At 65.3% G+C, this 25844-nt stretch carries 24 protein-coding genes and 1 pseudogene; 4 read left to right on the plus strand and 21 right to left on the minus strand.

What is annotated here, in order from left to right:
- Positions 1-14: 14 nt before the first annotated feature.
- From nuoN to FA702_RS05225, 17 genes and pseudogenes are all read right to left on the minus strand, one after another.
- Positions 15-1478 carry an NADH-quinone oxidoreductase subunit NuoN gene (nuoN, locus tag FA702_RS05145; RefSeq protein WP_136955282.1) on the minus strand — a complete coding sequence of 488 codons (1464 nt, stop codon included), beginning with the start codon at positions 1476-1478 and terminating at the stop codon, positions 15-17.
- Positions 1478-3013, minus strand: a complete 1536-nt coding sequence (locus FA702_RS05150) for an NADH-quinone oxidoreductase subunit M (protein WP_136955283.1) — start codon at positions 3011-3013, stop codon at positions 1478-1480. The genes nuoN and FA702_RS05150 overlap by 1 nt, the downstream gene beginning before the upstream one ends.
- Complete coding sequence (gene nuoL, locus FA702_RS05155) at positions 3010-5076, minus strand: NADH-quinone oxidoreductase subunit L (protein WP_136955284.1); 2067 nt, start codon at positions 5074-5076, stop codon at positions 3010-3012. Before nuoL ends, FA702_RS05150 begins: the two co-directional genes overlap by 4 nt.
- A 10-nt stretch (positions 5077-5086) precedes the next feature.
- Positions 5087-5392, minus strand: a complete 306-nt coding sequence (nuoK, locus tag FA702_RS05160) for an NADH-quinone oxidoreductase subunit NuoK (protein WP_124807916.1) — start codon at positions 5390-5392, stop codon at positions 5087-5089.
- Positions 5392-6009 (minus strand): NADH-quinone oxidoreductase subunit J, encoded by a 618-nt coding sequence (locus FA702_RS05165; protein WP_136955285.1) that lies wholly within the window; start codon positions 6007-6009, stop codon positions 5392-5394. The genes nuoK and FA702_RS05165 overlap by 1 nt, the downstream gene beginning before the upstream one ends.
- A 127-nt stretch (positions 6010-6136) precedes the next feature.
- Positions 6137-6622: an NADH-quinone oxidoreductase subunit NuoI gene (nuoI, locus tag FA702_RS05170; protein ID WP_136955286.1), complete on the minus strand. Its 486-nt coding sequence runs from the start codon at positions 6620-6622 to the stop codon at positions 6137-6139.
- Positions 6619-7665, minus strand: a complete 1047-nt coding sequence (gene nuoH / locus FA702_RS05175) for an NADH-quinone oxidoreductase subunit NuoH (RefSeq protein ID WP_136955287.1) — start codon at positions 7663-7665, stop codon at positions 6619-6621. The genes nuoI and nuoH overlap by 4 nt, the downstream gene beginning before the upstream one ends.
- A 118-nt stretch (positions 7666-7783) precedes the next feature.
- A complete protein-coding gene (gene nuoG / locus FA702_RS05180) occupies positions 7784-9793 on the minus strand; it encodes an NADH-quinone oxidoreductase subunit NuoG (protein WP_136955288.1) in 2010 nt (669 codons plus the stop codon).
- Entirely contained in the window at positions 9793-11085 is a 1293-nt protein-coding gene (gene nuoF, locus FA702_RS05185) for an NADH-quinone oxidoreductase subunit NuoF (protein WP_124807920.1), read from the minus strand. Before nuoF ends, nuoG begins: the two co-directional genes overlap by 1 nt.
- 3 nt (positions 11086-11088) lie before the next feature.
- A complete protein-coding gene (locus FA702_RS05190; RefSeq protein WP_136955289.1) occupies positions 11089-11757 on the minus strand; it encodes an NAD(P)H-dependent oxidoreductase subunit E in 669 nt (222 codons plus the stop codon).
- Positions 11757-12080, minus strand: a complete 324-nt coding sequence (locus FA702_RS05195) for a nuclear transport factor 2 family protein (protein ID WP_125955111.1) — start codon at positions 12078-12080, stop codon at positions 11757-11759. The genes FA702_RS05190 and FA702_RS05195 overlap by 1 nt, the downstream gene beginning before the upstream one ends.
- Before the next feature lie 38 nt (positions 12081-12118).
- Positions 12119-13330 carry an NADH-quinone oxidoreductase subunit D gene (locus tag FA702_RS05200; RefSeq protein ID WP_125955065.1) on the minus strand — a complete coding sequence of 404 codons (1212 nt, stop codon included), beginning with the start codon at positions 13328-13330 and terminating at the stop codon, positions 12119-12121.
- Positions 13331-13347: 17 nt separating this feature from the next.
- A pseudogene (locus tag FA702_RS05205) lies at positions 13348-13959 on the minus strand (NADH-quinone oxidoreductase subunit C); the annotation flags it as partial.
- A 10-nt stretch (positions 13960-13969) separates the two neighbouring features.
- Positions 13970-14530, minus strand: a complete 561-nt coding sequence (locus tag FA702_RS05210) for an NADH-quinone oxidoreductase subunit B family protein (RefSeq protein ID WP_124807925.1) — start codon at positions 14528-14530, stop codon at positions 13970-13972.
- Complete coding sequence (locus tag FA702_RS05215) at positions 14527-14901, minus strand: NADH-quinone oxidoreductase subunit A (RefSeq protein WP_124807926.1); 375 nt, start codon at positions 14899-14901, stop codon at positions 14527-14529. The genes FA702_RS05210 and FA702_RS05215 overlap by 4 nt, the downstream gene beginning before the upstream one ends.
- Before the next feature lie 161 nt (positions 14902-15062).
- Positions 15063-16493, minus strand: coding sequence for a coniferyl aldehyde dehydrogenase (locus FA702_RS05220; RefSeq protein ID WP_136955291.1), 1431 nt, complete (start codon positions 16491-16493; stop codon positions 15063-15065).
- 37 nt (positions 16494-16530) lie between these two features.
- On the minus strand, positions 16531-17301 hold the full coding sequence (locus tag FA702_RS05225; RefSeq protein WP_255504719.1) for an A24 family peptidase: 771 nt from the start codon (positions 17299-17301) through the stop codon (positions 16531-16533).
- Between the two features lie 198 nt (positions 17302-17499).
- Here FA702_RS05225 and FA702_RS05230 point away from each other — a divergent pair, with 198 nt between their 5' ends.
- The gene (locus FA702_RS05230; RefSeq protein WP_136955292.1) at positions 17500-18696 is read left to right on the plus strand and encodes an acetyl-CoA C-acyltransferase; all 1197 of its coding nucleotides are present in this window, start codon (positions 17500-17502) and stop codon (positions 18694-18696) included.
- A 28-nt stretch (positions 18697-18724) separates the two neighbouring features.
- Here the strand turns inward: FA702_RS05230 and FA702_RS05235 are convergent, their stop codons facing one another.
- On the minus strand, positions 18725-19201 hold the full coding sequence (locus FA702_RS05235) for an SH3 domain-containing protein (RefSeq protein WP_255504720.1): 477 nt from the start codon (positions 19199-19201) through the stop codon (positions 18725-18727).
- Positions 19202-19319: 118 nt separating this feature from the next.
- Between FA702_RS05235 and FA702_RS05240 the strand changes: the two genes are divergently transcribed.
- The 3 genes from FA702_RS05240 to FA702_RS05250 all read left to right on the plus strand — a co-directional run bounded on the left by FA702_RS05240 (position 19320) and on the right by FA702_RS05250 (position 22375).
- Entirely contained in the window at positions 19320-20363 is a 1044-nt protein-coding gene (locus FA702_RS05240) for a D-glycerate dehydrogenase (protein ID WP_136955294.1), read from the plus strand.
- Between the two features lie 108 nt (positions 20364-20471).
- Positions 20472-21779 carry an ammonium transporter gene (locus FA702_RS05245; protein ID WP_255504721.1) on the plus strand — a complete coding sequence of 436 codons (1308 nt, stop codon included), beginning with the start codon at positions 20472-20474 and terminating at the stop codon, positions 21777-21779.
- Between the two features lie 140 nt (positions 21780-21919).
- Positions 21920-22375: a PilZ domain-containing protein gene (locus FA702_RS05250; RefSeq protein WP_124807932.1), complete on the plus strand. Its 456-nt coding sequence runs from the start codon at positions 21920-21922 to the stop codon at positions 22373-22375.
- Between the two features lie 40 nt (positions 22376-22415).
- Here FA702_RS05250 and FA702_RS05255 read toward each other — a convergent pair whose 3' ends face one another.
- The 3 genes from FA702_RS05255 to prfB are packed head-to-tail and all read right to left on the minus strand — an operon-like array spanning position 22416 to position 25732.
- Positions 22416-23837, minus strand: a complete 1422-nt coding sequence (locus tag FA702_RS05255) for a nitronate monooxygenase family protein (RefSeq protein ID WP_125955059.1) — start codon at positions 23835-23837, stop codon at positions 22416-22418.
- A gap of 9 nt (positions 23838-23846) precedes the next feature.
- On the minus strand, positions 23847-24608 hold the full coding sequence (locus tag FA702_RS05260) for a class I SAM-dependent methyltransferase (protein WP_223806453.1): 762 nt from the start codon (positions 24606-24608) through the stop codon (positions 23847-23849).
- The gene (gene prfB, locus FA702_RS05265; protein ID WP_124807934.1) at positions 24605-25732 is read right to left on the minus strand and encodes a peptide chain release factor 2; all 1128 of its coding nucleotides are present in this window, start codon (positions 25730-25732) and stop codon (positions 24605-24607) included. Before prfB ends, FA702_RS05260 begins: the two co-directional genes overlap by 4 nt.
- Positions 25733-25844 lie beyond the last annotated feature (112 nt).

Below are 25844 nucleotides of genomic sequence, written 5' to 3' on the forward strand. Positions count from 1 at the left end.
CAGCCTTCGCGCGGTCAGGCGACGTGGAACAGCGCCGTGGCGGCGTTGTCGGCCAGCGTCCCGATCCACTTGGTCAGCAGATAGCCCAGCGGCGAGATGAACAGCGCCGACGCTGCCAGCAGCACGCCATGCGCCAGATCGATCTCGCCCTTCACGCGGTCCGCCGCCTCGTCGAAGTACATGACCTTGACGACCTTGAGGTAGTAGAACGCGCCGATCACGCTGGCCGCGATACCGATCGCCGCGAGGGCCACGAGATTGGCCTGCACGGCCGCCTGGAACACCACGAACTTGCCCCAAAAGCCGAACAGCGGCGGAATGCCGGCAAGGCTGAACATCACCGCCGCCAGCGCCAGCGCCAGCATCGGGCGGGTCTTGGACAGGCCGGCGAGGTCGGAAATCGCTTCCACCGCATCGCCGTTTTCGTCGCGTAGCAACAGGATGGCGACGAAGCCCGCGATCGACATCGCGACATAGATCGCGAGATAGACCAGCATGGCGGACGCGCCCCTGGGCGTCGCCGCCGCAAGACCGATCAGCATGAAGCCGACATTGTTGATCGAGGAATAGGCCATCAGGCGCTTGATGTTCGCCTGCCCGATCGCGCCCAGCGCGCCGATCACGATCGACAACAGCGACGCGAAGATCACGATCTGCTGCCACGCCCCCGGCTGCGAGCCGAACGCTTCCAGGCTGACGCGCATCAGCAGCGCCAGCGCCGCCGCCTTGGGCGCGGTGGCGAAGAACGTCGTTACCGGCGTCGGCGCGCCTTCATAGACGTCCGGCGTCCACATGTGGAACGGCGCGGCGCTGATCTTGAAGGCAAGGCCCGCCAGCACGAACACGATGCCGAAGGTGGCGCCGGTCGACAGCGAACCCGACAGAGCGAGGTGGATGCCTTCGAAGCTGGTCGTGCCGGTGAACCCGTAAGTGAGGCTCATGCCGAACAGCAGGATGCCGCTGGCGAGCGAGCCGAGCACGAAATACTTCAGACCCGATTCCGCCGAACGATCGTCGGTGCGCAGGAACGCCGCTAGAACGTAAGAGGCAAGGCTGTTGAGTTCGAGACCGATGTAGAGCGTCAGCAGGTCGCCCGCGGAAACCATCATGCCCATGCCCAGCGCCGCGAACAGCACCAGCAGCGGGAATTCCGCCCGCATCGCGCGAACGCGGTCGAAGTACGCGGGCGCGACGATCAGTGTCACACCGGCGCCGGCATAGACCAGCAGCTTGGCGAAGGCCGAGAAGGCGTCCGCCTTGTACTGCCCGCCGAAGGCTTCGACGTCCGGCCCCATCGCGCCACCGCACAGCGCGGGAGCGACCAGGATCGCGCAGACCGTGAGCGCGGCGACCGACAGGATCGAGATCGTCCGTGCCGCCTTGTCGCCACCCCAGGCGGCGACCAGCAGGAGAAGCAGGCCGGAAATGCTGAGCACTTCTTCCGGCGCCACGATCAGAAGGGAGCGAACGAGTTCCATCAGTGCGCCTCCCCTTCGTGCGCTTCATGTTCGGCAGCCGGCTTGGGCGCCCCCATCTTCACGTCGGCATCTCCCTTGGGCCGGGCCTGGGCAAGGCGCGCATCAAGCGCGGCGATATCCTTCTTCATCGGATCGAGGAACGACTGCGGATAGACGCCCATCCACAGCACCACGGCGGCGAGCGGAACCATCATCGCCCATTCGCGCGCGTCGAGATCGGGCATCGCGGCGGCATCGGCGTTCTTCTGTTCGCCAAAGGCCACGCGGCGGTAGAGGTACAGCATGTAGGCTGCGCCCAGGATGATGCCCGTGGTGCAGATCAGCGCCACCCAGCTCGACGCCTGGTACACGCCCATCAGCGACAGGAATTCGCCGACGAACCCGCTGGTGCCCGGCAGGCCGATCGAGGCCATCGTGAACAGCAGGAAGAACAGCGCGTACTTGGGCATGTTGATGGCAAGGCCGCCGTAACGGTCGATCTCGCGGGTGTGCAGGCGGTCATAGATCACGCCCACGCACAGGAACAGCGCGCCCGCCACCAGACCGTGGCTGAGCATGACGATCATCGAGCCTTCCAGGCCCTGCTCGTTGAAGGCGAACAGGCCGATCGTCACGATCGCCATATGCGCGACCGAGGAATAGGCGATCAGCTTCTTCATGTCGTGCTGGACCAGCGCGATCAGCGAGGTGATGACCACCGCCGCCATCGACAGGCCCCAGATCAGCGGCGCGAACTGCGCCGAGGCCTCCGGGAACATCGGCAGCGAGAAGCGGATGAAGCCGTAGCCGCCCATCTTCAGCAGCACGCCGGCCAGGATCACCGAGCCGCCTGTCGGCGCTTGCACGTGCGCGTCGGGCAGCCAGGTGTGCACCGGCCACATCGGCATCTTCACCGCGAAGCTGGCGAAGAAGGCCAGCCACAGCCACGTCTGCGCGTGGACCGGGAAGTTATAGACCATCAGCGTCGGGATGTCGGTCGTGCCCGCCTCGTTCACCATCCAGAACATCGCGATCAGCATCAGCACCGAGCCGAGCAGCGTGTAGAGGAAGAACTTGTAGCTGGCGTAGATGCGCTCCGCCCCGCCCCAGATGCCGATGATCAGGTACATCGGGATCAGGCCGGCTTCGAACATGATGTAGAACAGGAACAGGTCCTGCGCCGCGAAAACGCCGATCATCAGCGTTTCCATCAGCATGAACGCGGCGTAGTATTCGCCCTGTCGCTTGTCGATCGACAGCCAGCTGGCGCCGATGCACACCGGCATCAGGAACACCGTCAGCGCGATCAGCATCAGCGCGATGCCATCGATGCCGAGCTTCCATTCGAAGCCCGCGAACAGCGCGGCGTGTTCGGTGAACTGCCACTGCGCGCCGCCGGTATCGAAGTTCGCCCACAGCAGCATGCCGAGGACGAAATCGATCAGCGTCCCCACCAGCGCCACGGTGCGCGCCTGTTCGCGATCGACGAGGAGGCAGGCCACCGCCGTTGCGAGCGGCACCAGCAACATCACCGAAAGGATCGGAAACCCGGTCATTGTGCGATCACCCAGCTGATTGCGAGCGTCAGGCCGATCAGCATGACCAGCGCATAGCTATAGAGATACCCGGACTGCAGCTTCACCGCCGCGCGACTGCCCTTGGCCACCACCCAGGCGGCGCCGTTGGGGCCGAAGCGATCGATGATGCCGATATCGCCCACCTTCCAGAACACCCGGCCCAGCCACATTGCCGGACGGACGAAGATGAAGTGATAAAGCTCGTCGAAGTACCACTTGTTGAGAAGGAACCGGTAGAGGAAGCCGAACTGGTCGACGAACGCCGCCGGGAACTTCGTGTTCTTGATATAAGCGTACCAGGCGATCAGCAGGCCGGTCGCCATGACCGTGAACGGCGCCCACTTCACCCAGTGCGGCACATGGTGCATCGCGTGGATCAGGTGCTCGCTGAACACGAGGCTGCCTTTCCAGAACTCGCCCGTGCCTTCGCTGACGAAGGCGTGGTTGAACACCAGCCCCGCGAAGATCGCGCCCATCGACAGGATGGCGAGCGGCGTGAGCATCACCGCCGGGCTTTCATGCGGATGATAGCCGGCCGTGCCATCGCTATGATGACCATGCCCGTGGTCGTCGTGCGCGTGATGGTCGTGTCCATGGCCTTCGTGGCCGTGATCGTCATGACCGTGGCCATGCGCGTCGTGCACCGCGTGCTGGATGTGTTCCGACTGTTCCCACCGCGGCTTGCCGAAGAAGGTCAGGAACACCAGCCGCCACGAATAGAAGCTGGTCAGCAGCGCGGCGAAGATGCCCATGAAGAAGGCGAAGTGCGAAAGCTCGGTCCCGCGCGCGAACGCGGCTTCGAGGATCGCGTCCTTCGAATAGAAGCCGGCGAAGCCCACGACATCGACGATGCCGACGCCTGTGATCGCCAGCGTGCCCGCCGTCATCGCCCAGAAGGTGATCGGGATGTGCTTCCGCAGGCCGCCGTAATAGCGCATGTCCTGCTCGTGGTGCATCGCGTGGATGACCGAGCCCGCGCCCAGGAACAGCAGCGCCTTGAAGAAGGCGTGCGTGAACAGGTGGAACATCGCCGCGCCATAGGCGCCGACGCCCGCGGCGAAGAACATGTAGCCCAGCTGCGAACAGGTCGAATAGGCGATCACGCGCTTGATGTCGGTCTGCGTCGTGCCGATGGTCGCCGCGAAGAAGCAGGTCGCCGCGCCGATGAAGGTCACGAAGCCCAGCGCCGTCGGGCTGGTTTCGAACATCGGCGAAAGGCGGCAGACCATGAACACGCCAGCGGTGACCATCGTCGCGGCGTGGATCAGCGCCGAAACCGGGGTCGGGCCTTCCATCGCGTCCGGCAGCCAGGTGTGCAGGCCCAGCTGCGCCGACTTGCCCATGGCGCCGATGAACAGCAGCAGGCACAGCACCGTCATCGTATCGAAGCGGTGGCCCAGGAAGCCGATGGTCGATCCGGCCATGCCCGGCGCGGCTTCGAGGATCGCGGGAATGGAAACCGTGCCGAACACCAGGAAGGTGCCGAAGATGCCCATCATGAAGCCAAGATCGCCCACGCGGTTGACCACGAAGGCCTTCATCGCGGCGGCGTTGGCGCTGGGCTTGCGGAACCAGAAACCGATCAGGAGGTACGAGGCAAGGCCCACGCCTTCCCAGCCGAAGAACATCTGTACCAGGTTGTCGGCGGTCACCAGCATCAGCATCGCGAAGGTGAACAGCGACAGGTACGCGAAGAAGCGCGGCTGGTCGGGCTCGTCGCTCATGTACCCCCACGAATAGAGGTGCACGAGTGCGGAGACGCTGGTGATGACCACCAGCATGACCGCCGTCAGCGTATCGACGCGCAGCGCCCAGGCGAAATCGAGATTGCCCGAGGTCACCCAGTGCAGCACCGGCGAGACATGCGCTTCGGCATGGCCCGACAGGAACGACAGGAAGATCGGCCACGACAGCGCGCACGAGAGGAACAGCGCGCCGGTCGTCACCACCTTGGCGGGAACATTGCCAAGCTGCTTGTTGCCCAGCCCGGCGATGATCGCCGCCAGCAGCGGCAGGAAGACGATGATATGGATGGCAGACATGGTCGCGTACTCAGCCCTTCATCCGGTTGACGTCGTCGACGGCAATGGTGCCGCGGCCACGGAAGTAGATGACCAGGATCGCAAGGCCGATCGCCGCCTCACCCGCCGCCACGGTCAACACGAACATCGCGAAGACCTGACCGACAAGGTCGTGCAGGAAGGCGCTGAAGGCGACCAGGTTAAGGTTCACCGACAGCAGGATCAGCTCGATCGCCATCAGGATGATGATGACGTTCTTGCGATTGAGGAAGATGCCGAGCACGCCGAGCACGAACATGATCGAGCTGACGACGACATAGTGTTCGATGCCGATCATTAGAGCGAGACCCCCTTGCCCACTTCCGGCTTCACGTTGATGGTCGCCTCTTCCGGACGGCGCGCGACCTGCTTCGCCACGTTCTGGCCGCGCACCCCGCCACGCTGGCGGTGCGTCAGCACGATGGCGCCGATCAGAGCCACCAGCAGCAGGATGCCCGCCGCTTCGAACAGGAAGAGGTAGCGCGTGTAGAGCAGCGCACCGATGGATTCGATGTTGCTGGCGTTGGCCAGAGGTGCGGCCGTTCCGTCCGGCGTCCCCAGTTGCATCGCGCCCGCACGATAAGCGCCGATGCCCAGCACCAGTTCGCACAGCAGCACCAGCGCGAGGATCATCCCCAGCGGGAAGTTCTTCACGAACCCGGCGCGCAGTTCGGCGAAGTCGATGTCGAGCATCATGACCACGAAAAGGAAGAGCACCGCGACCGCGCCGACATAGACGATGACCAGCAGCATCGCGATGAATTCCGCGCCGACCAGGATCATCAGGCCGGCGGCGTTGAAGAACGCCAGGATCAGCCAGAGCACCGAATGGACCGGGTTGCGGGCCAGGATCGTGACGGCGCCCGAGACGATCATGAGCGTCGCGAAGAGATAGAAGGCAAATGCCTGGATCATGCCAACAACTCCCGTTCGCTTCGAGCGAAGTCGAGAAGCCTCGCGCGACGTGTCTCGAATCCTGAGCTCGTCGAAGGGCTCGACACGAACGGATGCAGGGTTTCTGAAGTCATGTGTGTGCGGCCCCCTACCGGTACGGTGCGTCGGCTTCAAGGTTGGCAGCGATCGCGCGCTCCCACTTGTCGCCGTTCGCCAGCAGCTTGGCCTTGTCGTAAAGCAGTTCCTCGCGCGTTTCGGTCGCGTATTCGAAGTTCGGCCCTTCGACGATGGCATCGACCGGGCAGGCTTCCTGGCAGAAGCCGCAGAAGATGCACTTGGTCATGTCGATGTCGTAGCGCGTGGTGCGGCGGCTGCCGTCCTCGCGCGGTTGCGCTTCAATGGTAATGGCCTGGGCCGGGCACACCGCCTCGCACAGCTTGCACGCGATGCAGCGTTCCTCGCCGTTGGGATAGCGGCGCAGGGCGTGCTCGCCACGGAAGCGCGGGCTAAGCGGGTTCTTCTCGAACGGGTAGTTGATCGTCGCCTTGGGCTTGAAGAAATACTTCAAGGTCAGCCAGTGCGCCTTCACGAACTCCCACAGGGTAAAGCTCTTGATGAGCTGTCCGACGGTCATGAGAAATGCCCCGTAAGCATCAGGTAGCCGCTGACGAGGAACACCCACAGCAGCGAGACAGGCAGGAACACCTTCCAGCCCAGACGCATCAGCTGGTCATAGCGATACCGGGGTACGGTCGCCTTCACCCAGCTGAAGATGAAGAAGAAGAACAGGATCTTGAGCAGCACCCACACGACGCCCGGCACCAGATAGAGCACCGGAATGTCGAGCGGCGGCAGCCATCCGCCCCAGAACAGCGTGGCGTTGAGCGCGCACATCAGCAGCACGTTGGCGTATTCGCCCAGCCAGTAGAGCGCGAAGGCCATCGACGAATATTCGGTCTGGTACCCGGCGACGAGTTCGCTCTCCGCCTCGGTCAGGTCGAACGGCGCACGCTGCGTTTCCGCCATGCCCGAGATCAGGAACATCACCCACATCGGGAACAGCAGCGGGTTGAACACGAAGCCGTTGAACAGCCCCAGCACATGGCCCTGCTGCGCCTTGACGATTTCGTTCATGTTGAACGAGCCGGACCACAGCACCACACAGATCAGGATGAAGCCGATCGAGACTTCATAGGAGATCATCTGCGCCGAAGCGCGCATGGCCGAGAAGAACGGGTACTTCGAGTTCGAGGACCAGCCGGCGATGATCGTGCCGTAAACGCCCAGCGACGAAATCGCGAGGACATAGAGCAGGCCGACGTTGATGTTGGCGAGGATCGCGCCCGAATTGAACGGGATCACCGCCCAGGCCATCAGAGCAACCGTGAAGGTGATGATCGGGGCGATCAGGAACAGGCCCTTGTTGGCCGCCGAAGGAATGATCGTTTCCTGCAGCATGACCTTGAGGCCGTCCGCGAACGACTGCAGAAGGCCGAACGGGCCCACCACGTTGGGGCCGCGGCGCAGCGCCATCGCCGCCCAGATCTTGCGGTCGGCATAGATGATCATCGCCACGCCGAGCATCAGCGGCAGCGCGATCAGCAGAATCCCGCAAATGGTCGAGATCGCCCAGGCCCACTCGTAAGGCAGGCCAAGAGTCTGGAAGAAAGCGGTCATGACGGCTCCCTCAAGCCGTCACCCCAGCGCAGACCGGGGTCTCGTGCCTCAGGCGAAGCGCCTTGCGGTGCGAGATGCCAGCCTTCGCTGGCATGACGGGCAATGGTGTTGGACGTGCTCACTCGGCCGCCTCCGCGAAGCTTTCACCATGGAGCAGTTCGGCCGAGCAGCGCTGCAAAGTGGGGCTGGCGCGGCAGATCGCGTTGGTGAGGTAACGATCCTTGATCGGGTAGCCGGCGATCACGCCTTCCGCCTTCGCCCCGGCAGGAGCGGCGGGCAGCGCGCCGTAATCGGCCAGTCCCTCGGCACCCAGTGCCGGCACGTCCGCGATCATGGCAATGCGCAATTCGTCGAAGCTGTCGAACCCGACCGAGACTTTCAGCGCATCGGCCATCGCCCGCAGGACGCTCCAGTCCTCGCGCGCGTCGCCAGGCGCGAAGACGGCCTTTTCGGCATATTGCACGCGGCCTTCGGTGTTGACGTAGGTGCCGTCCTTCTCGCTGTAGGCAGCGCCCGGCAGGATCACGTCGGCGGCATGGGCCGCCTTGTCGCCGTGATGGCCGATGTGGACGATCATGCTGCCGGCGAACTGGGTCCAGTCCACCTCGTCCGCGCCGAGCGAGATCACCAGCTTCGGCTTGGCCGCGACGATATCGGCAAGGCCGCCCTTCTGCGCATAGCCCAGCATCAGCCCGCCCATGCGTGCGGCCGCCATGTGGACCACGTTGAAGCCGTTCCAGCCTTCCCGGACCAGGTTGAACTTCTCGGCAAAGGCCAGGCCCGCCTCGCGCGCGCCTTTCACGATGCCGGCGGCACCGATGATGATCGCGGGCTTGGCCGCCTTGGCGAACACATCGGCCACGTCGGCCGGCAGAGCGTTCAGCGCGGCGGCATCGTCGCCCAGGAAGGTGGCCGGATAAGTCGGCTCCCACGCGGGGCCGATGATGAAGACCTTCGCGCCCTTCTTCACCGCCTTGCGCAGGCGGACGTTGAGCAGCGGGGCCTCGTCGCGGATCTGGCTGCCCACGATCAGGATCGCGTCGGCGTCCTCGATCCCGGCCAGCGTGGAATTGAAATTCACCGCCGCCAGGTTCGACGTGTCATAGGCCATGCCCGTCTGGCGGCCTTCGAGCAGCGAGGAGCCCAGCGCGCCGGCAAGCTTCTTCGCGGCGAACATCGTTTCGCAATCGACCTGGTCGCCCGCGATCACCGCGACCGACGAACCCGGATTGATCCGGGCGATGGCATCGAACGCTTCGGCCCAGCTGGCCGCCTGCAGCTTGCCGTCACGGCGCAGCCACGGCTTGTCGAGCCGGCGGCGGGTGAGACCATCCACCATGTAGCGGCCCCGGTCGGACAACCATTCCTCGTTCACGTCGTCGTTCACCCGCGGCAGCGCGCGCAGCACTTCGCGGCCCCGGCTGTCGAGGCGGATATTGGCGCCCACCGCGTCCGAAACGTCGATCGACAGCGTCTTCTTCAGCTCCCACGGGCGCGCTTCGAAGGCATAGGGGCGGCTGGTCAGCGCGCCGACCGGGCACAGGTCGATCACGTTGGCGGAAAGCTCGTGCTTCGCCGCGTGCTCCAGATAGGTCGAAATCTGGGTGCTTTCACCGCGATAGAGCGCGCCGATCTCGTCCACGCCGGCGACCTCTTCGGAGAAGCGCACGCAGCGGGTGCAGTGGATGCAGCGCGTCATCACCGTCTTGATGAGCGGCCCCATGTACTTCTCGGTAACCGCGCGCTTGCTCTCGTGGTAGCGCGAACCGCCACGGCCATAGGCGACCGACTGGTCCTGCAGATCGCATTCGCCGCCCTGGTCGCAGATCGGGCAATCGAGCGGGTGGTTGATGAGGAGAAACTCCATCACCCCTTCGCGCGCCTTCTTCACCATCTCGCTGTCGGTGCGGATCTCCTGCCCCTCGGCAGCCGGCAGCGCGCACGACGCCTGCGGCTTCGGCGGTCCAGGCTTCACTTCGACCAGGCACATGCGGCAATTGCCGGCGATGCTCAGCCGTTCGTGATAGCAGAAGCGGGGGATTTCCTTGCCGGCCAGCTCGCACGCCTGCAAGACGGTAGCGCCTGCCGGAACTTCGAGCTCTACGCCGTCGACTTTGAGTTTAGGCATTACTCTGCAGCCTCCCTCACGGCGCCGTGTTCGGCGATCCGGCGTTCCAGTTCGGGGCGGAAGTGGCGGATCAGGCCCTGGATCGGCCAGGCGGCCGCGTCACCCAGGGCGCAGATGGTGTGGCCTTCGACCTGCTTGGTCACGTTGAACAGCATGTCGATTTCCTCGACCGCCGCGTCGCCCGTGCGCAAACGCTCCATCACGCGCCACATCCAGCCGGTGCCTTCGCGGCACGGCGTGCACTGGCCGCAGCTTTCGTGCTTGTAGAAGTGCGACAGGCGGGCGATCGCGCGAACGATATCGGTGGACTTGTCCATCACGATCACGGCGGCGGTGCCTAGGCCCGAACCGAGCGCGCGCAAGCCATCGAAGTCCATCGGCGCGTCCCAGATTTCCGCGGCCGGAACCAGCGGAACCGAGGAACCACCGGGGATCACGGCCAGCAGGTTGTCCTTGCCGCCACGAATGCCGCCGCAGTGCTTCTCGATCAGTTCGCTGAACGGGATCGACATCTCTTCCTCGACCACGCAGGGCCGTTCGACGTGCCCGCTGATCTGGAAGAGCTTGGTGCCCTTGTTGTTCTCGCGCCCGAACGACGAGAACCACGAAGCGCCGCGCCGCAGGATGGTGGGCGCGACCGCGATCGATTCGACGTTGTTGACCGTGGTCGGGCAGCCATAGAGCCCCGCGCCCGCCGGGAACGGCGGCTTGAGGCGCGGCTGGCCCTTCTTGCCTTCGAGGCTTTCGATCATCGCGGTTTCTTCGCCGCAGATGTAGGCGCCCGCGCCGCGGTGGACGAAGACGTCGAAGTCATAGCCCGAACCGCAGGCGTTCTTGCCCAGCAGGCCAGCGGCATAGGCCTCATCCCGCGCGGCGAACAGCGTTTCGGCCTCGCGAATGTATTCGCCGCGAATGTAGATGTAGGCCGCTCGCGCGCGCATCGCGAAGCCCGCCACCAGCGCGCCTTCCAGCAGCTTGTGCGGATCGTGGCGGATGATCTCGCGGTCCTTGCACGAACCCGGCTCGGATTCGTCGGCGTTGATTACCAGGAAGCTGGGCCGGCCGTCCTTGCTTTCCTTGGGCATGAAGGACCACTTCATGCCGGTGGGGAAGCCCGCGCCGCCACGGCCGCGCAGGCCGGAAGCCTTGATTTCCTCGATGATCCCGTCCTGCCCGCGTTCGAGCAGCGCCTTGGTGTTGTCCCAATCCCCGCGCGCCTGCGCGGCGGGCAGGTTCCACGGCTGGTAGCCATAGACGTTGGTGAAGATGCGGTCCTTGTCGGCGAGAGCCATGGCTTACCATTCCCCCCGATAATCGTGGTTTTCGCTGACCATCGCGGTCAGGTTGCTGAGCGCGCCGGCCGGTTCCACCGTGTGACGGCCGGGAAGCTGCGTGCCGGTCTTGGGCTGCTTGCCCGCCGCCAGTTCGTCGAGGATGCGGTCCATGTCGGCGGGGGTCAGATCCTCGTAGTTGTCGTCGTTGATCTGGACCATCGGCGCCGAAGCGCAGTTGCCCATGCATTCGACCTCGGTGAACGACCACAGGCCGTCATCGGTGATATGCCCGGCCTTCATCCCGCGCTTCTTGCAGGCGGCGATGATGTCGTCCGATCCGCGCAACATGCACGGCGTGGTGCCGCAGACCTGGACGTGGAAACGACCGATCGGCGCGATGTTGTACATCGTGTAGAACGTCGCCACCTCGACCACGCGGATGATCGGCATGGAGAGATAGGCGGCGACATATTCCATCACCGGGATCGGCAGCCAGCCTTGCGTGTTCAGTTCAGCGCCGACCTGCCGCTGGGCCAGATCGAGCAACGGCATCACCGCCGAGCGCTGCCGCCCTTCGGGGTAGCGCGCCACGATCTCTTTCGCCTTTTCCGCGTTCTCGGCAGTCCAGGCAAAGGCGCCCCAGCGGGCGCGCAATTCCGGGGTATCCGGTTCGATGTAGCGGTCAGCCATCAGCGAATAAACTCCACCCGAGAGCACTTATCGCCCTCGAAAGTATAGACTGCGATCACGTCGAACGGTTCGACCAGGGCCGATCCGTCGGTGGCGGGGCCGCGCGTGACGTGTTCGCGCATCAGCACGTAGTTGCCGATCGCCTGCGCGTCGCGGATTTCGGCGTGGTTCTGCGGCCAGCGGGCGAACGCGGCGGCAAGGCCGGAGCGCGTGCCCTCCTTGCCCTCGCGCACCACATCCCCGCGATAGTTCGCCTCGCAGGCGTCGTCGGTCATGTAGGAGACGTAGGTATCCACGTCCTGCGCATTGTACGCCGCGATCATCGCCTTGGCCGTGCGCAAGTTAGATTCTTCGGAGCTGCTCACCGGTCGCACTCCCCGAACACCACGTCGATGGCGCCAAGGATCGCGGTCGCGTCGGGCAGCATGTGGCCCTTGCACATGAAGTCCATCGCCTGAAGGTGGCTGAACGCCGTCGGCCGGATCTTGCAGCGGTACGGCTTGTTGCTGCCGTCCGAGACCAGATAGACGCCGAATTCGCCCTTGGGGCTTTCGGTGGCGACATAGACTTCGCCGGCCGGAACGTGGAAGCCTTCCGAATAGAGCTTGAAGTGATGGATCAGCGATTCCATCGAGCTCTTCATCTCGCCGCGCTTGGGCGGGACCACCTTGCGGTCGGTCGAGCTGACCGGGCCTTCGGGCATTTCGGCCAGGCACTGCTTCATGATCCGCGCGGACTGGCGGACTTCCTCCACGCGCACCATGAAGCGATCATAGCAATCGCCGCTGGTGCCGACCGGAATCTCGAAGTCCATGCGGTCATAAACGTCATAGGGCTGCGCCTTGCGCAGATCCCACGCGATGCCCGAACCACGGATCATCGGGCCGGAAAAGCCCCAGCGGATCGCGTCTTCCTTGCTGACTACCGCGATATCGACGTTGCGCTGCTTGAAGATGCGGTTGTCGACCAGCAGGCTCATCGCGTCTTCGAACAGCTGCGGCAGGCGCGTGTCGAGCCAGTCGCCAATGTCGGTCAGCAGCTTCAGCGGCACGTCCTGGTGCACGCCGCCGGGGCGGAACCAGGCCGAATGCATCCGCGCGCCCGAAGCGCGCTCGAAGAAGTTGAGGCAGTCCTCGCGGATTTCGAACAGCCACAGGTTCGGCGTCATCGCGCCCACGTCCATGACGTGCGAGCCGATGTTGAGCATGTGGTTGCAGATGCGCGTCAGTTCCGCGAACAGCACGCGCAGGTACTGCCCGCGCAGCGGCACCTCGAGGTTGAGCAGCTTTTCAACCGCGAGCACGTAGGAGTGCTCCATGCCCAGCGGCGAGCAGTAGTCGAGCCGGTCGAAGTACGGCAACGCCTGGGTATAGGTCTTGTATTCGATCAGCTTTTCGGTGCCGCGATGGAGCAGGCCGACGTGCGGATCGATCCGCTCGATGATCTCGCCGTCCAGCTCCATGACCATGCGCAACACGCCGTGCGCGGCCGGGTGCTGGGGGCCGAAGTTGATCGTGTAGTTGGTGATGACCTCGTCGCCGGTGGTCGGCGATTCTTCCAGCTGGAAGCTCATGCCTTGGCCCCTTCCGCCGCCTTTTCATCGCCTGGCAGCACGTATTCCGCGCCTTCCCACGGACTCATGAAATCGAACTGGCGCAGATCCTGCGCCAGTTCGACCGGTTCATAGACCACGCGCTTGTCCTCTTCGGAATAGCGCAGCTCGACATAGCCGGTCAGCGGGAAGTCCTTGCGGAACGGATGGCCCTGGAAACCGTAGTCGGTGAGGATGCGGCGCAGGTCCGGATGGCCGGCGAACAACACGCCGAACATGTCGTACACTTCGCGCTCGTACCAGCCGGCGACGGGCCACAGGGTCGTCACCGTCGGCACCGGAGTCGCCTCGTCGGTCGAAACCTTGACGATGATCCGGTGGTTCTTGGTCAGCGAGAGCAGGCAGTAGCAGACCTCGAAACGGTCGGGCCGCTGCGGATAGTCCACGCCCGCGATTTCCATGAGCTGCTGGTATTCGTGCGCGTCGCGCAGCAGGCGGAGTGCGTCCTCCACGCGATCGCGCGCGACCGTCAGCAGGACTTCGCCATGCTCTTCCTTCGCCGAAACCAGCATGGCGCCCAGCGCCGCCGAAAGCGTGTCCAGCACGCCTTCGTTCGAGGTGAAGCGCGGGGCGGAATGAACGACCGTCATGCCCTTCTCCTCAACGCTCGAGCGTGCCGACGCGGCGGATCTTCCGCTGCAGCTGCATCACACCATAGAGTAGCGCCTCGGCGGTGGGAGGGCAGCCGGGCACGTAGATATCGACCGGCACGATGCGGTCGCAGCCGCGCACCACCGAGTAGCTGTAGTGGTAGTAGCCGCCGCCGTTAGCGCACGAGCCCATCGAGATGACGTACTTGGGGTCCGACATCTGATCATAGACCTTGCGCAGCGCCGGGGCCATCTTGTTGCACAGCGTGCCGGCCACGATCATCACGTCCGACTGGCGCGGGGATGCGCGCGGCGCGACGCCGAAGCGCTCCATGTCGTAGCGCGGCATGTTCACGTGGATCATCTCGACCGCGCAGCAGGCAAGGCCGAACGTCATCCACCACAGCGAGCCGGTGCGCGCCCACTGGAACAGTTCCTCGGTCGAGGTGACGAGGAAGCCCTTGTCCGAAACCTCGGCATTGAGGCTTTCGAAGAACGCCTGATCGGGCGCGGTGATGGCGGAGCCAGCGGCAGCGCCGGTTGCAGTCGGAGCGGTGACCATGTTGCTCATTCCCAATCCAGCGCTCCCTTTTTCCAGGCGTAGGCAAACCCGACGACCAGTTCCGCCAGGAACAGCATCATCGTGAACCAGCCGGCCCAGCCCGTTTCCTTCAGGCTGACCGCCCAGGGAAACAGGAACGCCGCTTCCAGATCGAAGATGATGAACAGGATCGCGACCAGATAGAACCGGACGTCGAACTGGCTGCGCGGGTCTTCGAACGCGGGGAAACCGCATTCGTACTCGCTGAGCTTTTCCGCGTTGGGATTGTAGGTTCCCGTCAAGCGGGAAACACCCATCGGCAGGAACACAAAGGCACTGGAAAGCGCAAGAGCGATCCCGAGGAAGATCAGGATCGGCAGATATTGTGACAGATCGACCAAGGGGCTGACTCGCCTAGCTGGTGTTCGCTCCGCGCCCTAGTCCCGACGCCGCCCGCGCGCAAGTGCCGTGCAGCGCCCGCAGGGGCAGTTTCTCCACCCTTTTGGCCTTCCCGTGCCGATTACAGCCCCGTTTCCGGGCCTCCCGCGATCGTATGCGGGGCTTACTTAAGTTGCATCTTCAGGGTGCGCTGCGTCGCGGTACCATAGGGCGGCCGCAAGCCTGCCAGCTTCGCAAGATCGACCTTCGGCTGACGATAGACCGCGCGCGCATGGCTGAACGTGCGGAAACCTTCCACGCCATGATAACTGCCCATTCCCGAAGGCCCGATTCCGCCGAACGGCAGGTCATCGGCCGATACGTGGAAGATCACGTCGTTGACGGTAACGCCGCCCGAGATGGTACGGGTCAGCACCTTCTCCGCCTCCGCCTTGTCCTCGCCGAAGTAGTACAGCCCGAGCGGACGATCGTGCGCGTTGACGTAATCGATCACCTCGTCGATCGCGCGATAGGTTTTCACCGGCAGGACCGGACCGAAGATTTCCTCCTGCATCACGCGCATGTCGTAGTTGACGTTGCGTAGGATGGTCAGCGGCATCTTGTTGCCGTTGGTGCCTTCGAAGTCCTCGCCGCCCGGATTGACGACGATCGCCTCGGCGCCCTTGTCGCGCGCGTCCTCCACCAGCCCGGCCAGGCGATCCCGGTGGCGCCGGTTGATGACCGAGGTGTAGTCGTCGTTGGCGAGCAGCGTCGGATACATCGAGCTGACCCCGGCCGCGACCGCGGCGATGGCGCGATCCTCCAGTTCCTCGGGCACCATCATGTAATCGGGCGCCAGGCATATCTGCCCCGCGTTCATCATCTTGCCCAGCGCCACACGCTCTGCGCTGCGCTGGAGATCGGCGCTGCGGCCGAAGATCGTTGGCGACTTGCCCCCCAGTTCCAGCGTGACCGGCACGAGGTGATCGGCGGCGGCATGGAGCACGTGGCGGCCGATCGGCGTCGCCCCGGTGAACAGCAGATGGTCGAACGGCAGCCCGCAGAACGCCTGTCCGGTTTCCGGCCCGCCCGTAACCACGGCCACTTCCTCTTCGGCGAAGTAGCGCGGGAACAGTTCCTGCATCAATTCGGACGTGCGCTCGGTAAATTCCGAAGGCTTGAGCATCGCGCGGTTGCCGGCAGCGAAAGCCTGCGCCAACGGCGCCATTGTCAGCCCGACCGGGAAGTTCCACGGCGCGACGATGCCGATCACGCCCTTGGGTTCGTAGCGCACTTCCGCCCGCGCACCGAGCAAGTTCAGCGGGAAGTTGACGTGGCGCTTTTCGGGTCGCGACCAGCGCTTCATCCGCTTCTGCGAATAGCGCACTATGCTGACCGAGGGCATGATGTCGGTCAGCATGGACTGTTCGTGGCTGCGGTGGCCGAAATCGGCGCTCATCGCCTTGGCGAACGCCTCGCCATGCTCCTTGAGCATGGTGGCGCAACGCTCCAGCCGGTCGTGGCGCACCGAAAGCGCTTCGGGGCGCGCCGCCGTGAAGGCCGTGCGCTGGCGTTCCAGAACGGCCAGCATGTCCGCGCGATTCGTCTCGTTCATCACAATTCCCGTCCCCGGACCGCTTGTGCGGCCCGCTTTATCCGAAGCCCTGGAACAGGAAGACCGACCAGCCGGCGACGGCGAGACAGGTTCCGAGCGGCAGGGCCGTTTGGCGCGAAACCTTACGGCCTCCCGCCAGCAAAGCAACTGTCGTGAGAAGGCCGATCACGCTACCCCCCAGCAGCGTGGCGACCGTGCCCACCGGCCCCAACCACAGGCCGATGGCGCCCAGCAGCAGCGGGTCCCCTCCCCCCATGCCTTCGCGGCCGCGCACCCGGCGATAGTAGGCGGCGATCAGCCAGAGCATGCCGAAGCCGGCCAGCGCTCCCGCCCCGGCCCACAGGATTGGACCGCTATCGCGCTCCACCGCCCCCCGCAGCAGCGCGAGCGCGCCTCCGGAGCCCGCCAGCGTCCCCACCAGCGGCAGGGGCAGCCAGAAGTGCCGCAGATCGAGCAGCGCCAGCAGCAGCAGTTGCCAGCCCAGCACCATCGCGGCCAGCGCGGTGCGATCGGGCATGGCCATCACGGACACGAGCGCCACCGCCGCCCCGCCCAGTTCGCAGCCAAGCTGCCAGCCGCCGATCGCGCCGCCGCAGCTCCGGCAGCGCCCCCGCTGCACGATCCACGAAACCACCGGCACCAGTTCCAGTGGGCCAAGCACCCGCCCGCAGTGATCGCAGGCCGACCGGCCGGTCACGACCGACCGGTCCTCTGGCAACCGCGCCAGCGCCGCGCCCAGGAAGCTCCCGACGATCGCGCCCAGCATCGCCGACGCGGACCAGATCAGCGGCAGGCTGGCATATGCCACGCGTTCGTGACTCCCCCGTCGGCTCGATTGCCATGAGCGCGGCGTGGCAGTATGGCCCCGCCAAGTCCAGCCCCGGCGCAATCGTGGCCTCAGGAACCACCAACGAACCGCAACGGATCGTCAGATGGTTGCCGCCCGCCCGGACCGACCCCATATCCGGGTCTTCCCTGACCCGACCATTGAAGGAGTGTGATCGCCATGGCCCAGTTTTCCGCCGCAGATCCGGTCGTTATCCTGTCTTACGCGCGCACTCCGATGGGTTCGATGCAGGGCGCGCTGTCCGATGCCGCCGCCACCGACCTTGGCGCCACTGCCGTGAAGGCCGCCGTCGAGCGTGCCGGCGTGGCGGGCGACAAGATCGACCGCGTGTATATGGGCTGCGTGCTGCCCGCCGGCCTCGGCCAGGCGCCCGCGCGCCAGGCCGCGATCAAGGCCGGACTGCCCAAGTCCGTGCAGGCAACCACCGTCAACAAGGTCTGCGGCTCCGGCATGCAGACCGTGATCATGGGCGCCGAGGCGCTGGCCTCGGGCAGCGTCGACGTGATCGTGGCCGGCGGCATGGAAAGCATGACCAACGCGCCTTACCTGCTCAAGAAGCACCGTTCGGGCGCGCGCATCGGGCATGATACCGCCTACGATCACATGTTCCTCGATGGCCTGGAAGACGCCTACGAACCCGGCCGCGCGATGGGCACGTTCGCGCAGGATACCGCCAACGAATACCAGCTGACCCGTGAAGCGCAGGATGGCTACGCGATCGAATCGCTGCGCCGCGCGCAGGCCGCCATTTCCGAAGGGGCCTTCGTGGACGAAATCGCGCCGGTCACGGTGAAAGCGCGCGGCGGCGATGTCGTGGTCGATACCGACGAACAGCCCGGCAAGGGCCGTCCGGACAAGATCCCGACGCTCAAGCCCGCCTTCGCCAAGGACGGCACGATCACGGCCGCCACCTCCAGCTCGATTTCCGACGGGGCCGCCGCCGTGGTCATCACCCGCCAGAGCGTTGCCGATGCGGAAGGCCTGAAGCCGGTGGCGAAGGTTGTCGCGCTTGCCGCGCACGCGCAGGAACCGAAGGACTTCACGGTCGCCCCGGTCGGCGCGATCAACAAGGTGCTGGAACGGGCCGGCTGGTCGATCGCCGATGTCGATCTGTTCGAAGTGAACGAAGCTTTCGCCTGCGTCGCGATGTTCGCGATGCACGATCTGGGCATCCCGCACGAGAAGATCAACGTGCACGGCGGCGCCACGGCGCTGGGCCACCCGATCGGCGCCAGCGGCACGCGCATCGTCACCACGCTGATCGGCGCGCTGAAGCGCCACGGCAAGACCAAGGGCGTGGCCAGCCTGTGCATCGGCGGCGGCGAAGCCACCGCGCTGGCGATAGAGCTGGTCTGACCCGCAAGAAAATGGCGGGGCGCCGGCGTTACGGTGCCCCTGCCCCCCAGATGGCCGCTTGCTGGGCATAGCCCTTGCGGCCATTAACATCGAACTGGCACCAGCCGGCGCCGCAATCGCCGATCGTGCCCACCACGCCGGGCGCCAGCCGCCACAGCAGCCGCCCCGAACCGTCGGCCTTTTCGCGCATCTCCGCGACGCCGCCCTTGACCATGCCGGTATGGGCGCGCGCCAGGAACTGGGCGAGCATCCACCCGCGCGAACCGTCCGGGTCCTCCACCAGCCGCCAGCCGCCCATCACGCGCAGCACCTTCATCGGCAGCCCCTTGCGCACGTAGGTCCAGTTGATCCGGTATTCCCGGCCGGGGCCGACGCGCATGTTCGATTCATCCTTGCGCAGCGAAACCCAGTATGGCGCGCCGCCATCCTCCGCGCGCGCGGCGTGGCTGGAAAGACCGGCGGACACGGCAAGGACGCAGGGCAGGACATACTTCACGGCACGCACGACACGGAAACCCCAGACCAAATCCAACAAAAACTTGCCCGCCATGCGATACAGCATTGGCACGACAGGGCAACCACGCGCTTGACCATCCCTGTCCCGCAGGCATAGCGGTACGATCATGCCAACGCACCAGAGCGCCGCCGACGCGCGCACCGCGCACGAAGCCGTCAAACGCCGGATCGAGGGGAAACCCTCGGTCATCGTCACCCGCCGCCTGCTGCCGGAAACCGAACAGCGGATGCGCGAACTGTTCGACGTGACGCTGAACGCCGATGACCGGGCGATGACGCGCGACGAACTCGTCGCCGCGATGCAATCCTGCGACGTGCTGGTGCCGACCGTGACCGACACGATCGACGCCGGGATGATCGCCGAAGCGGGCGACCGGCTGGGGCTGATCGCGAATTTCGGCGCGGGGATCGAACACATCGACCTGGCCGCCACGCGCGCCCGCAGAATCATCGTGACCAACACGCCCGGCGTCTTCACCGACGATACGGCGGACATGACGCTGGCGCTGATCATTTCCGTCGCGCGGCGGCTCAACCATGGCGGCCGCATCCTGCGCGCCGGCAAGTGGGAAGGCTGGGCACCTTCCACGCTGCTGGGCCACCGGCTCAACGGCAAGACGCTGGGCATCATTGGCATGGGCCGGATCGGGCAGGCCGTGGCGCACCGCGCCCGCGCCTTCGGCCTGCAGGTGGCCTATCACAACCGGCATCGCCTGCCCGAAGCGCTCGAAACCATGCTGGGCGCACGCTACGTCGCCGATCTCGACACCCTGATTGGCGAGGCGGATATCCTCTCACTGCACTGCCCCGCCTCGCCCGAAACGCACCACCTGCTCGATGCCCGGCGGATCGCGCTGATGAAGCCCGAAGCCTACCTCATCAATACCGCGCGCGGGCAGATCGTGGACGAACAGGCGCTGATCGAAGCGCTGGTGGCAGGGCGCATCGGTGGCGCGGGGCTCGACGTGTTCGAGCACGAGCCGCAGGTCGATCCGCGCCTGCTGGCGCACCACAACGTCGCGATCCTGCCGCACATGGGCAGCGCCACGTTCGAGGGACGCATCGCGTCGGGCGAAAAGGTCATGGCCAACATCCGCTTCTGGGCCGACGGACATCGCCCGCCCGATCAGGTGCTGGAAGGCTGGGCCTGACGCCGCCGATCCGGCGCCATCGCCTCCTCTGCCTGTACAGGGCCATGCGCTTCGCCTAGGGGCTTGAACGGACACCGCATAACCGCAAGCGCGGACGGAGGGGCAAGAGTGCGCAAGTTTCTGGCAACGGCCGCGATGGCCGCGACATCGGCCATCCCGGCACTGGCGCAGGCCCAGACCGCCACTATGCTCGATTCCGCCGACAGCGGCGATACCGCCTGGCTTCTCGCGGCTTCGGCGCTGGTGCTGATGATGGCCGCGCCGGGCCTCACCCTGTTCTACGGCGGCCTGGTGCGCGCCAAGGGCTTCCTGGCGGTGATGGTGCAGACCGGCGCAATCGTCGCCGTTGCCTCCCTGCTGTGGATCGCCGTTGGCTATACGCTGGCCTTCGGTGAAGTGACCAATGGCTGGATCGGCGCCGGCAATGCCTGGATGCTGCTCAATCTCGGCAATGTGCGCGGCAGCTATGGCGTGCCCGAAAGCGCGTTCGCCCTGTTCCAGATGTGCTTCGCGCTGATCACCCCCGCGCTGATGGTCGGCGCCTGGGTCGATCGCGCGCGGTTCGGCTGGGTCGTCGCCTTTTCGGCGTTGTGGAGCCTGATCGTCTATGCGCCCGTCGCGCACTGGATCTGGGGCGGCGGCTGGCTGGCCACCAAGCTCGGCACGCTGGATTTCGCAGGCGGCATCGTGGTCCACACCACCGCCGGCGTCTCGGCGCTGGTCGTCGCCATGCTGCTGGGCAAGCGCAACGGCTTTCCCAAGTCGCTGATGCTGCCGCACAGCCCGGCGCTGACGTTGGCCGGCGCGGCGCTGCTGTGGGTGGGCTGGTTCGGCTTCAACGGCGGCTCGGCGCTGGCCGCCAACGACGACGCGGCCTCCGCCATCATCAACACCCACGCCGCCGCCAGCGCGGCGGCGCTGGCCTGGCTGCTGATCGAAAAGCTGACCGTGGGCAAACCCACCTCGGTGGGCTTCGCCACCGGCGCGATCGCCGGCCTCGCCACCGTGACGCCGGCCGCCGGCTTCATCGCGCCTGGTGCGGCGATGCTGCTCGGCGTTGCCGCCGCGGCGGTATGCTATCCGATGATCCTGCTTGTGAAGCACAAGCTCCATATCGATGATTCGCTTGATGTTTTCGCAGTGCATGGCGTGGGCGGCATGCTCGGGTCGATCCTGCTCGCGGTGTTCGTCTCGCCGTCGCTGGGCGGCACCGGCTATGCCGATGGCATGGGCATGGCGCGCCAGATCGTCGGGCAGGTCGGCGGCGTGGGCATCGTGGCGATCTGGAGCGCCTTTGCCACCACCATCGCTGCCCTGATGGTTTCGATGGTGATACCGATGCGCGTCACCGAAGACGAGGAACGGGACGGTCTGGACCTGACCAGCCACGGCGAACGGGCGTGGGAAATGGACTGACGGCGGGCGGCCCGGATTTCCCCGGACGTTCGGGTCATCGCCCCGAAATCACCGTCGATGCCGATTTTGCTTCATACCCTGCTGATCGATAACGATTCTTTTACCGGCCATTGATACGTCATCTCCGAAGGAGTGATGTGATGGTCCAGCACAAATTGGCGGACGCCCTCGAGGCGAGGACCGCGCATCGACGCCGCCTGACGCTGTCGGTGGAAGCCAATGTCACCGCAGCGGGTACGCCTGTCGACGCCAGGCTGCTCGACTTGTCGGAACGCGGCTTCCTGCTCGAAAGCGATACCGCGCTGGACGAAGGCGATGTGGTAGACATCGGTCTGCCCGAAACGGCCGCGGCCACCGAGGCGGTCGTGGTGTGGACAGCGGGCACGCGCCACGGCTGCGAATTCGTTACGCCGATCAGCCGCGCCACCGTCAGCGCGCTGCTGCTGCGTTCGCCCGCGCTGCATGGACAGGTAACGATCCCGGCGGACCAGCGATCGCAGGAAGTGTTCTCGCCCCGCGCGAAGTTGGCGATCTGGATCGGCCTTGCCCTGCTGGCATGGCTGCCGATCATCGTCGCCTTCAGCCTCTGGGGCTGAAGGCGCGGCCGCACCACTTACCCGCGCAAGGTCTTCGGCGTCAGTCCCCCGTCAGGATACGATCGACCAATTGCTTCACGCTGGGCGTGAAGTTGTTCGAATAGAACGGGTCCTGCTTGAAACGATAGGCCGCGTGGCCGGCGAACATGAGGTTCTGATCCACCGGGCCGCCGTGCGCGATGTCCTGCAACGTCTTCTGGATGCAGAAGCTGCGCGGATCGGCGAGCCGGCCGGTGGTATAGTCGTCATGATCCTTCCAGGACGAAAAGCCACAGTGGGAAAGACAGCCCATGCAATCGGCCTGATCCTTGCGGATTTCCTCACGCTCGGCGGGCGTCACGAACACGATGGTATCGTCCGGCGTGCGTAGCGCATCGGTATAGCCCGCACCAAACCAGTTGCGCGCGCGATCGAGATCAGCCGGCGTAACCCAGAAGTTCTTGCCCTTCACCCCGACATCGAGCTGCACGGTGTGTTCGCCCGCCGCGACCTTGGAATAGGGAATCTGGCGCTCCGAACGCGCTTCGAGATTGCGCAGGAAGGGATTGCGCACGGCCGAGCTGTAGAACCCCGTGGGGGAAAAGCGGTGCAGCAGCACGTCGCCCGGTTCCAGCGTGCGCAGATGGTCCTTCCACGCCTGCGGAATGGGGCTTTCGTGCGTCAGCAGCGGCCGCGTGCCGAACTGGAAGGCGATGCTGCCGAGTTCCGGATTGTCGATCCAGTCGTTCCATTCGCGCAGGAACCATACACCGCCGGCCATCACGATCGGCACGTCGTCCGAAACGCCTTCCTTGCGCATCGTATCGCGCAGCGCGGCAACGCGGGGATAGGGATCTTCCGGCGTTAGCGGGTTTTCCGCATTCGACAGGCCATTATGGCCGCCCGCCAGCCACGGGTCCTCATAGACCACGGCGGCCATCAGATCGGAAACCTTGTGGTAGGCCCGCTTCCACAGCGCGCGAAAGGCGCGCGCGGATGAGACGATCGGCAGATAGTTGACGTTGAACCGCGCCGCGATTTCCGAGAGCTTGTAGGGCATCCCCGCGCCGCAGGTCACGCCGGTAACAAGGCCGCGCGTCTTTTCCAGCACGCCCTCCAGCACCTGCTGCGCACCGCCCATTTCCCACAACACGTTGATGTTGATCGCGCCACGCATGCCGTTGGGGCCGCTGGCGATATCATAGGCGCGCCGCACCTGCTCGACCGCGCCGTCGATCGCGTAGCGGATCAGTTCCTCGTGCCGCTCACGGCGAGTCATGGCGTTGTAAATCTGCGGAATGATCTTGCCTTCGGCGTCATAGCTATCGGCGTTGACGGCGCTGACCGTACCGATTCCGCCCGCAGCCGCCCATGCCCCCGAACTGGCATGATTGGTGGCCGCCACGCCCTTGCCGCCTTCAACCAGCGGCCAGACTTCACGGCCGCCATACAGAATCGGCTTCAACCCCTTGAACGCAGACATAAACCCCTCTCAACGACCCTTCGCGCGCGTGACCTGCCCGGCTTCCAGCCGACACGGCTTTATCTTACCGGGTTCGGGCCGCCTGGGCGCGGCTTCGAACTGTGCATAATAGCCCGCTATTTCGGGCTTACGTTGAAATTCACTCAAGCGGAAGCCCACCGCCTCAAATTCGCAGAACAGAAGCGCCGGCGGCGTTCCGTGCTGTTCGGTCGGCCGGTCCAGATCGACCACGATCACGCGTCCACCCGGCCGCAGCGCGGGCCAGAGGCGCCACAGGAACGCATAGGGCTCCCCCACTTCGTGATACATGTGGATCAGGAACACGCGGTCGAAACTGTGTTCCGGAATGCGTGGATCGTCGACCGCGCCGGGCTTGATCGACACGTTGTCGAGCCGGTCATGCTCGACGCGCGCGCCCAGCTTGCGCAGCGCCGCCTCGTCGATGTCCTGCGCCAATACGCGCCCCTTGGCGCCGACACGGGCCGCCAGACGGACGGTGTAATAGCCCTCGCCCGCGCCAATATCGGCCACGGTCATGCCCGGCTGGATCGCGGCCAGGTCCATGACCGTCTGCGCTTCCTTGCGGTTGTCGCGCTCCGCCTCGGTGGTGAAGCCACTGCCGCCCGGTCCCGATACGGGCCTGTCCGCACGCGGGAACGCCCGCGCAGTCGGAGCCCGATCCTCGTCGGACGGCCGCTGGCACGACGCCAGCGCCACGCAGGCCACCCCGATCAGGCCCGCCCGCAGGCCCAGGGCAGCCAGCCTGCTCAATCGTCGTCTTCCACGGCGACCTTTTCGCCGGTCACCTTTTGCGAGAGCGCCGCCGCCATGAACGGATCGAGCGCGCCATCCAGCACGTCCGTGGGATTGGTCGAAACCACACCGGTGCGCAGGTCCTTCACCTGCTGGTAGGGCTGCAACACGTAGGAACGGATCTGGTGGCCCCAGCCGATCTCGGTCTTGGCGGCATATTCGCCGCTGGCCGCCGCCTCGCGCTTGGCCAGTTCGGCTTCGTAGATCCGCGCCTTCAGCATGTTCATCGCGGTCGCGCGGTTCTTGTGCTGCGAACGGTCGTTCTGGCTGGCGACGATGATGCCGGTCGGCACGTGGGTGATGCGCACCGCCGAATCGGTCGTGTTGACGTGCTGCCCGCCCGCGCCCGACGCACGGTAGGTATCGATCTTCAGGTCGGCCGGATTGATATCGACCTCGATGTTGTCGTCGATTTCGGGATAGACCCAGACCGAGCTGAACGAGGTGTGCCGCCGCGCCGAGCTGTCATAGGGGCTGATGCGGACGAGGCGGTGGACGCCGCTTTCCGTCTTGGCATAGCCATAGGCGTTCTCGCCCTTGATCAGCAGCGTGGCCGACTTGATGCCAGCGGCTTCGCCGGCGTGGTAATCGACCAGATCGACCTTGTAGCCATGCCGCTCGGCCCAGCGCGTGTACATGCGCTGGAGCATTTCCGCCCAGTCCTGGCTTTCGGTGCCGCCCGCGCCGGCGTGGACTTCGAGATAGGCGTTGTTGGCGTCGGCCTCGCCGGCCAACAATGCCTGCACCTTGTCGTTGTCCGCCCGTTCGGCCAGCGCCGCCAGCGTCGCCAGCCCTTCGTTAATGGTGGCTTCGTCGTCCTCCATCTCGCCCAGTTCGACGAACTCAATCGCGTCGGCCATTTCCTGACCGATCTGGTTGACTGTGCCGATCGCGGCTTCCAGCCGGCGACGCTCGCGCATCACTTCCTCGGCCTTCTTGGGATCGTCCCACAGCTTCGGGTCTTCGACCCGCGCGTTCAGCTCATCGAGCCGGCGAACGGCGCGATCCCAATCGAGGAACTTGCGCACCAGCGCCAGCGACGCTTCGATGCGATCGATATGAGCCTGACCTTCGGCCCGCATGATACCTGAACTCCGTAAATGAGCGGAACCGCTTAGCGAAGCGGCGCGCCAAGTAAAGGCCGGTTGTCACTGCCCGGCGCCCGCCGATGCGGGTTATGATGCTCGAAGAGGG

This window comes from Novosphingobium sp. EMRT-2, assembly GCF_005145025.1.
Lineage (GTDB): Bacteria > Pseudomonadota > Alphaproteobacteria > Sphingomonadales > Sphingomonadaceae > Novosphingobium.

Coding starts and splice junctions, on each gene's coding strand:
- FA702_RS05240 (WP_136955294.1), top strand. CDS start 19,320: ATGCCAACGCACCAGAGCGCCGCCGACGCGCGCACCGCGCACGAAGCC.
- FA702_RS05195 (WP_125955111.1), bottom strand. CDS start 12,080: ATGATCGCGGCGTACAATGCGCAGGACGTGGATACCTACGTCTCCTAC.
- nuoN (WP_136955282.1), bottom strand. CDS start 1,478: ATGGAACTCGTTCGCTCCCTTCTGATCGTGGCGCCGGAAGAAGTGCTC.
- nuoH (WP_136955287.1), bottom strand. CDS start 7,665: ATGACCGCTTTCTTCCAGACTCTTGGCCTGCCTTACGAGTGGGCCTGG.
- FA702_RS05165 (WP_136955285.1), bottom strand. CDS start 6,009: ATGATCCAGGCATTTGCCTTCTATCTCTTCGCGACGCTCATGATCGTC.
- nuoG (WP_136955288.1), bottom strand. CDS start 9,793: ATGCCTAAACTCAAAGTCGACGGCGTAGAGCTCGAAGTTCCGGCAGGC.
- FA702_RS05255 (WP_125955059.1), bottom strand. CDS start 23,837: ATGTCTGCGTTCAAGGGGTTGAAGCCGATTCTGTATGGCGGCCGTGAA.
- FA702_RS05150 (WP_136955283.1), bottom strand. CDS start 3,013: ATGACCGGGTTTCCGATCCTTTCGGTGATGTTGCTGGTGCCGCTCGCA.
- FA702_RS05250 (WP_124807932.1), top strand. CDS start 21,920: ATGGTCCAGCACAAATTGGCGGACGCCCTCGAGGCGAGGACCGCGCAT.
- nuoI (WP_136955286.1), bottom strand. CDS start 6,622: ATGACCGTCGGACAGCTCATCAAGAGCTTTACCCTGTGGGAGTTCGTG.
- FA702_RS05220 (WP_136955291.1), bottom strand. CDS start 16,493: ATGAACGAGACGAATCGCGCGGACATGCTGGCCGTTCTGGAACGCCAG.
- nuoF (WP_124807920.1), bottom strand. CDS start 11,085: ATGGCTCTCGCCGACAAGGACCGCATCTTCACCAACGTCTATGGCTAC.
- FA702_RS05210 (WP_124807925.1), bottom strand. CDS start 14,530: ATGAGCAACATGGTCACCGCTCCGACTGCAACCGGCGCTGCCGCTGGC.
- nuoL (WP_136955284.1), bottom strand. CDS start 5,076: ATGTCTGCCATCCATATCATCGTCTTCCTGCCGCTGCTGGCGGCGATC.
- nuoK (WP_124807916.1), bottom strand. CDS start 5,392: ATGATCGGCATCGAACACTATGTCGTCGTCAGCTCGATCATGTTCGTG.
- prfB (WP_124807934.1), bottom strand. CDS start 25,732: ATGCGGGCCGAAGGTCAGGCTCATATCGATCGCATCGAAGCGTCGCTG.
- FA702_RS05230 (WP_136955292.1), top strand. CDS start 17,500: ATGGCCCAGTTTTCCGCCGCAGATCCGGTCGTTATCCTGTCTTACGCG.
- FA702_RS05190 (WP_136955289.1), bottom strand. CDS start 11,757: ATGGCTGACCGCTACATCGAACCGGATACCCCGGAATTGCGCGCCCGC.
- FA702_RS05200 (WP_125955065.1), bottom strand. CDS start 13,330: ATGAGCTTCCAGCTGGAAGAATCGCCGACCACCGGCGACGAGGTCATC.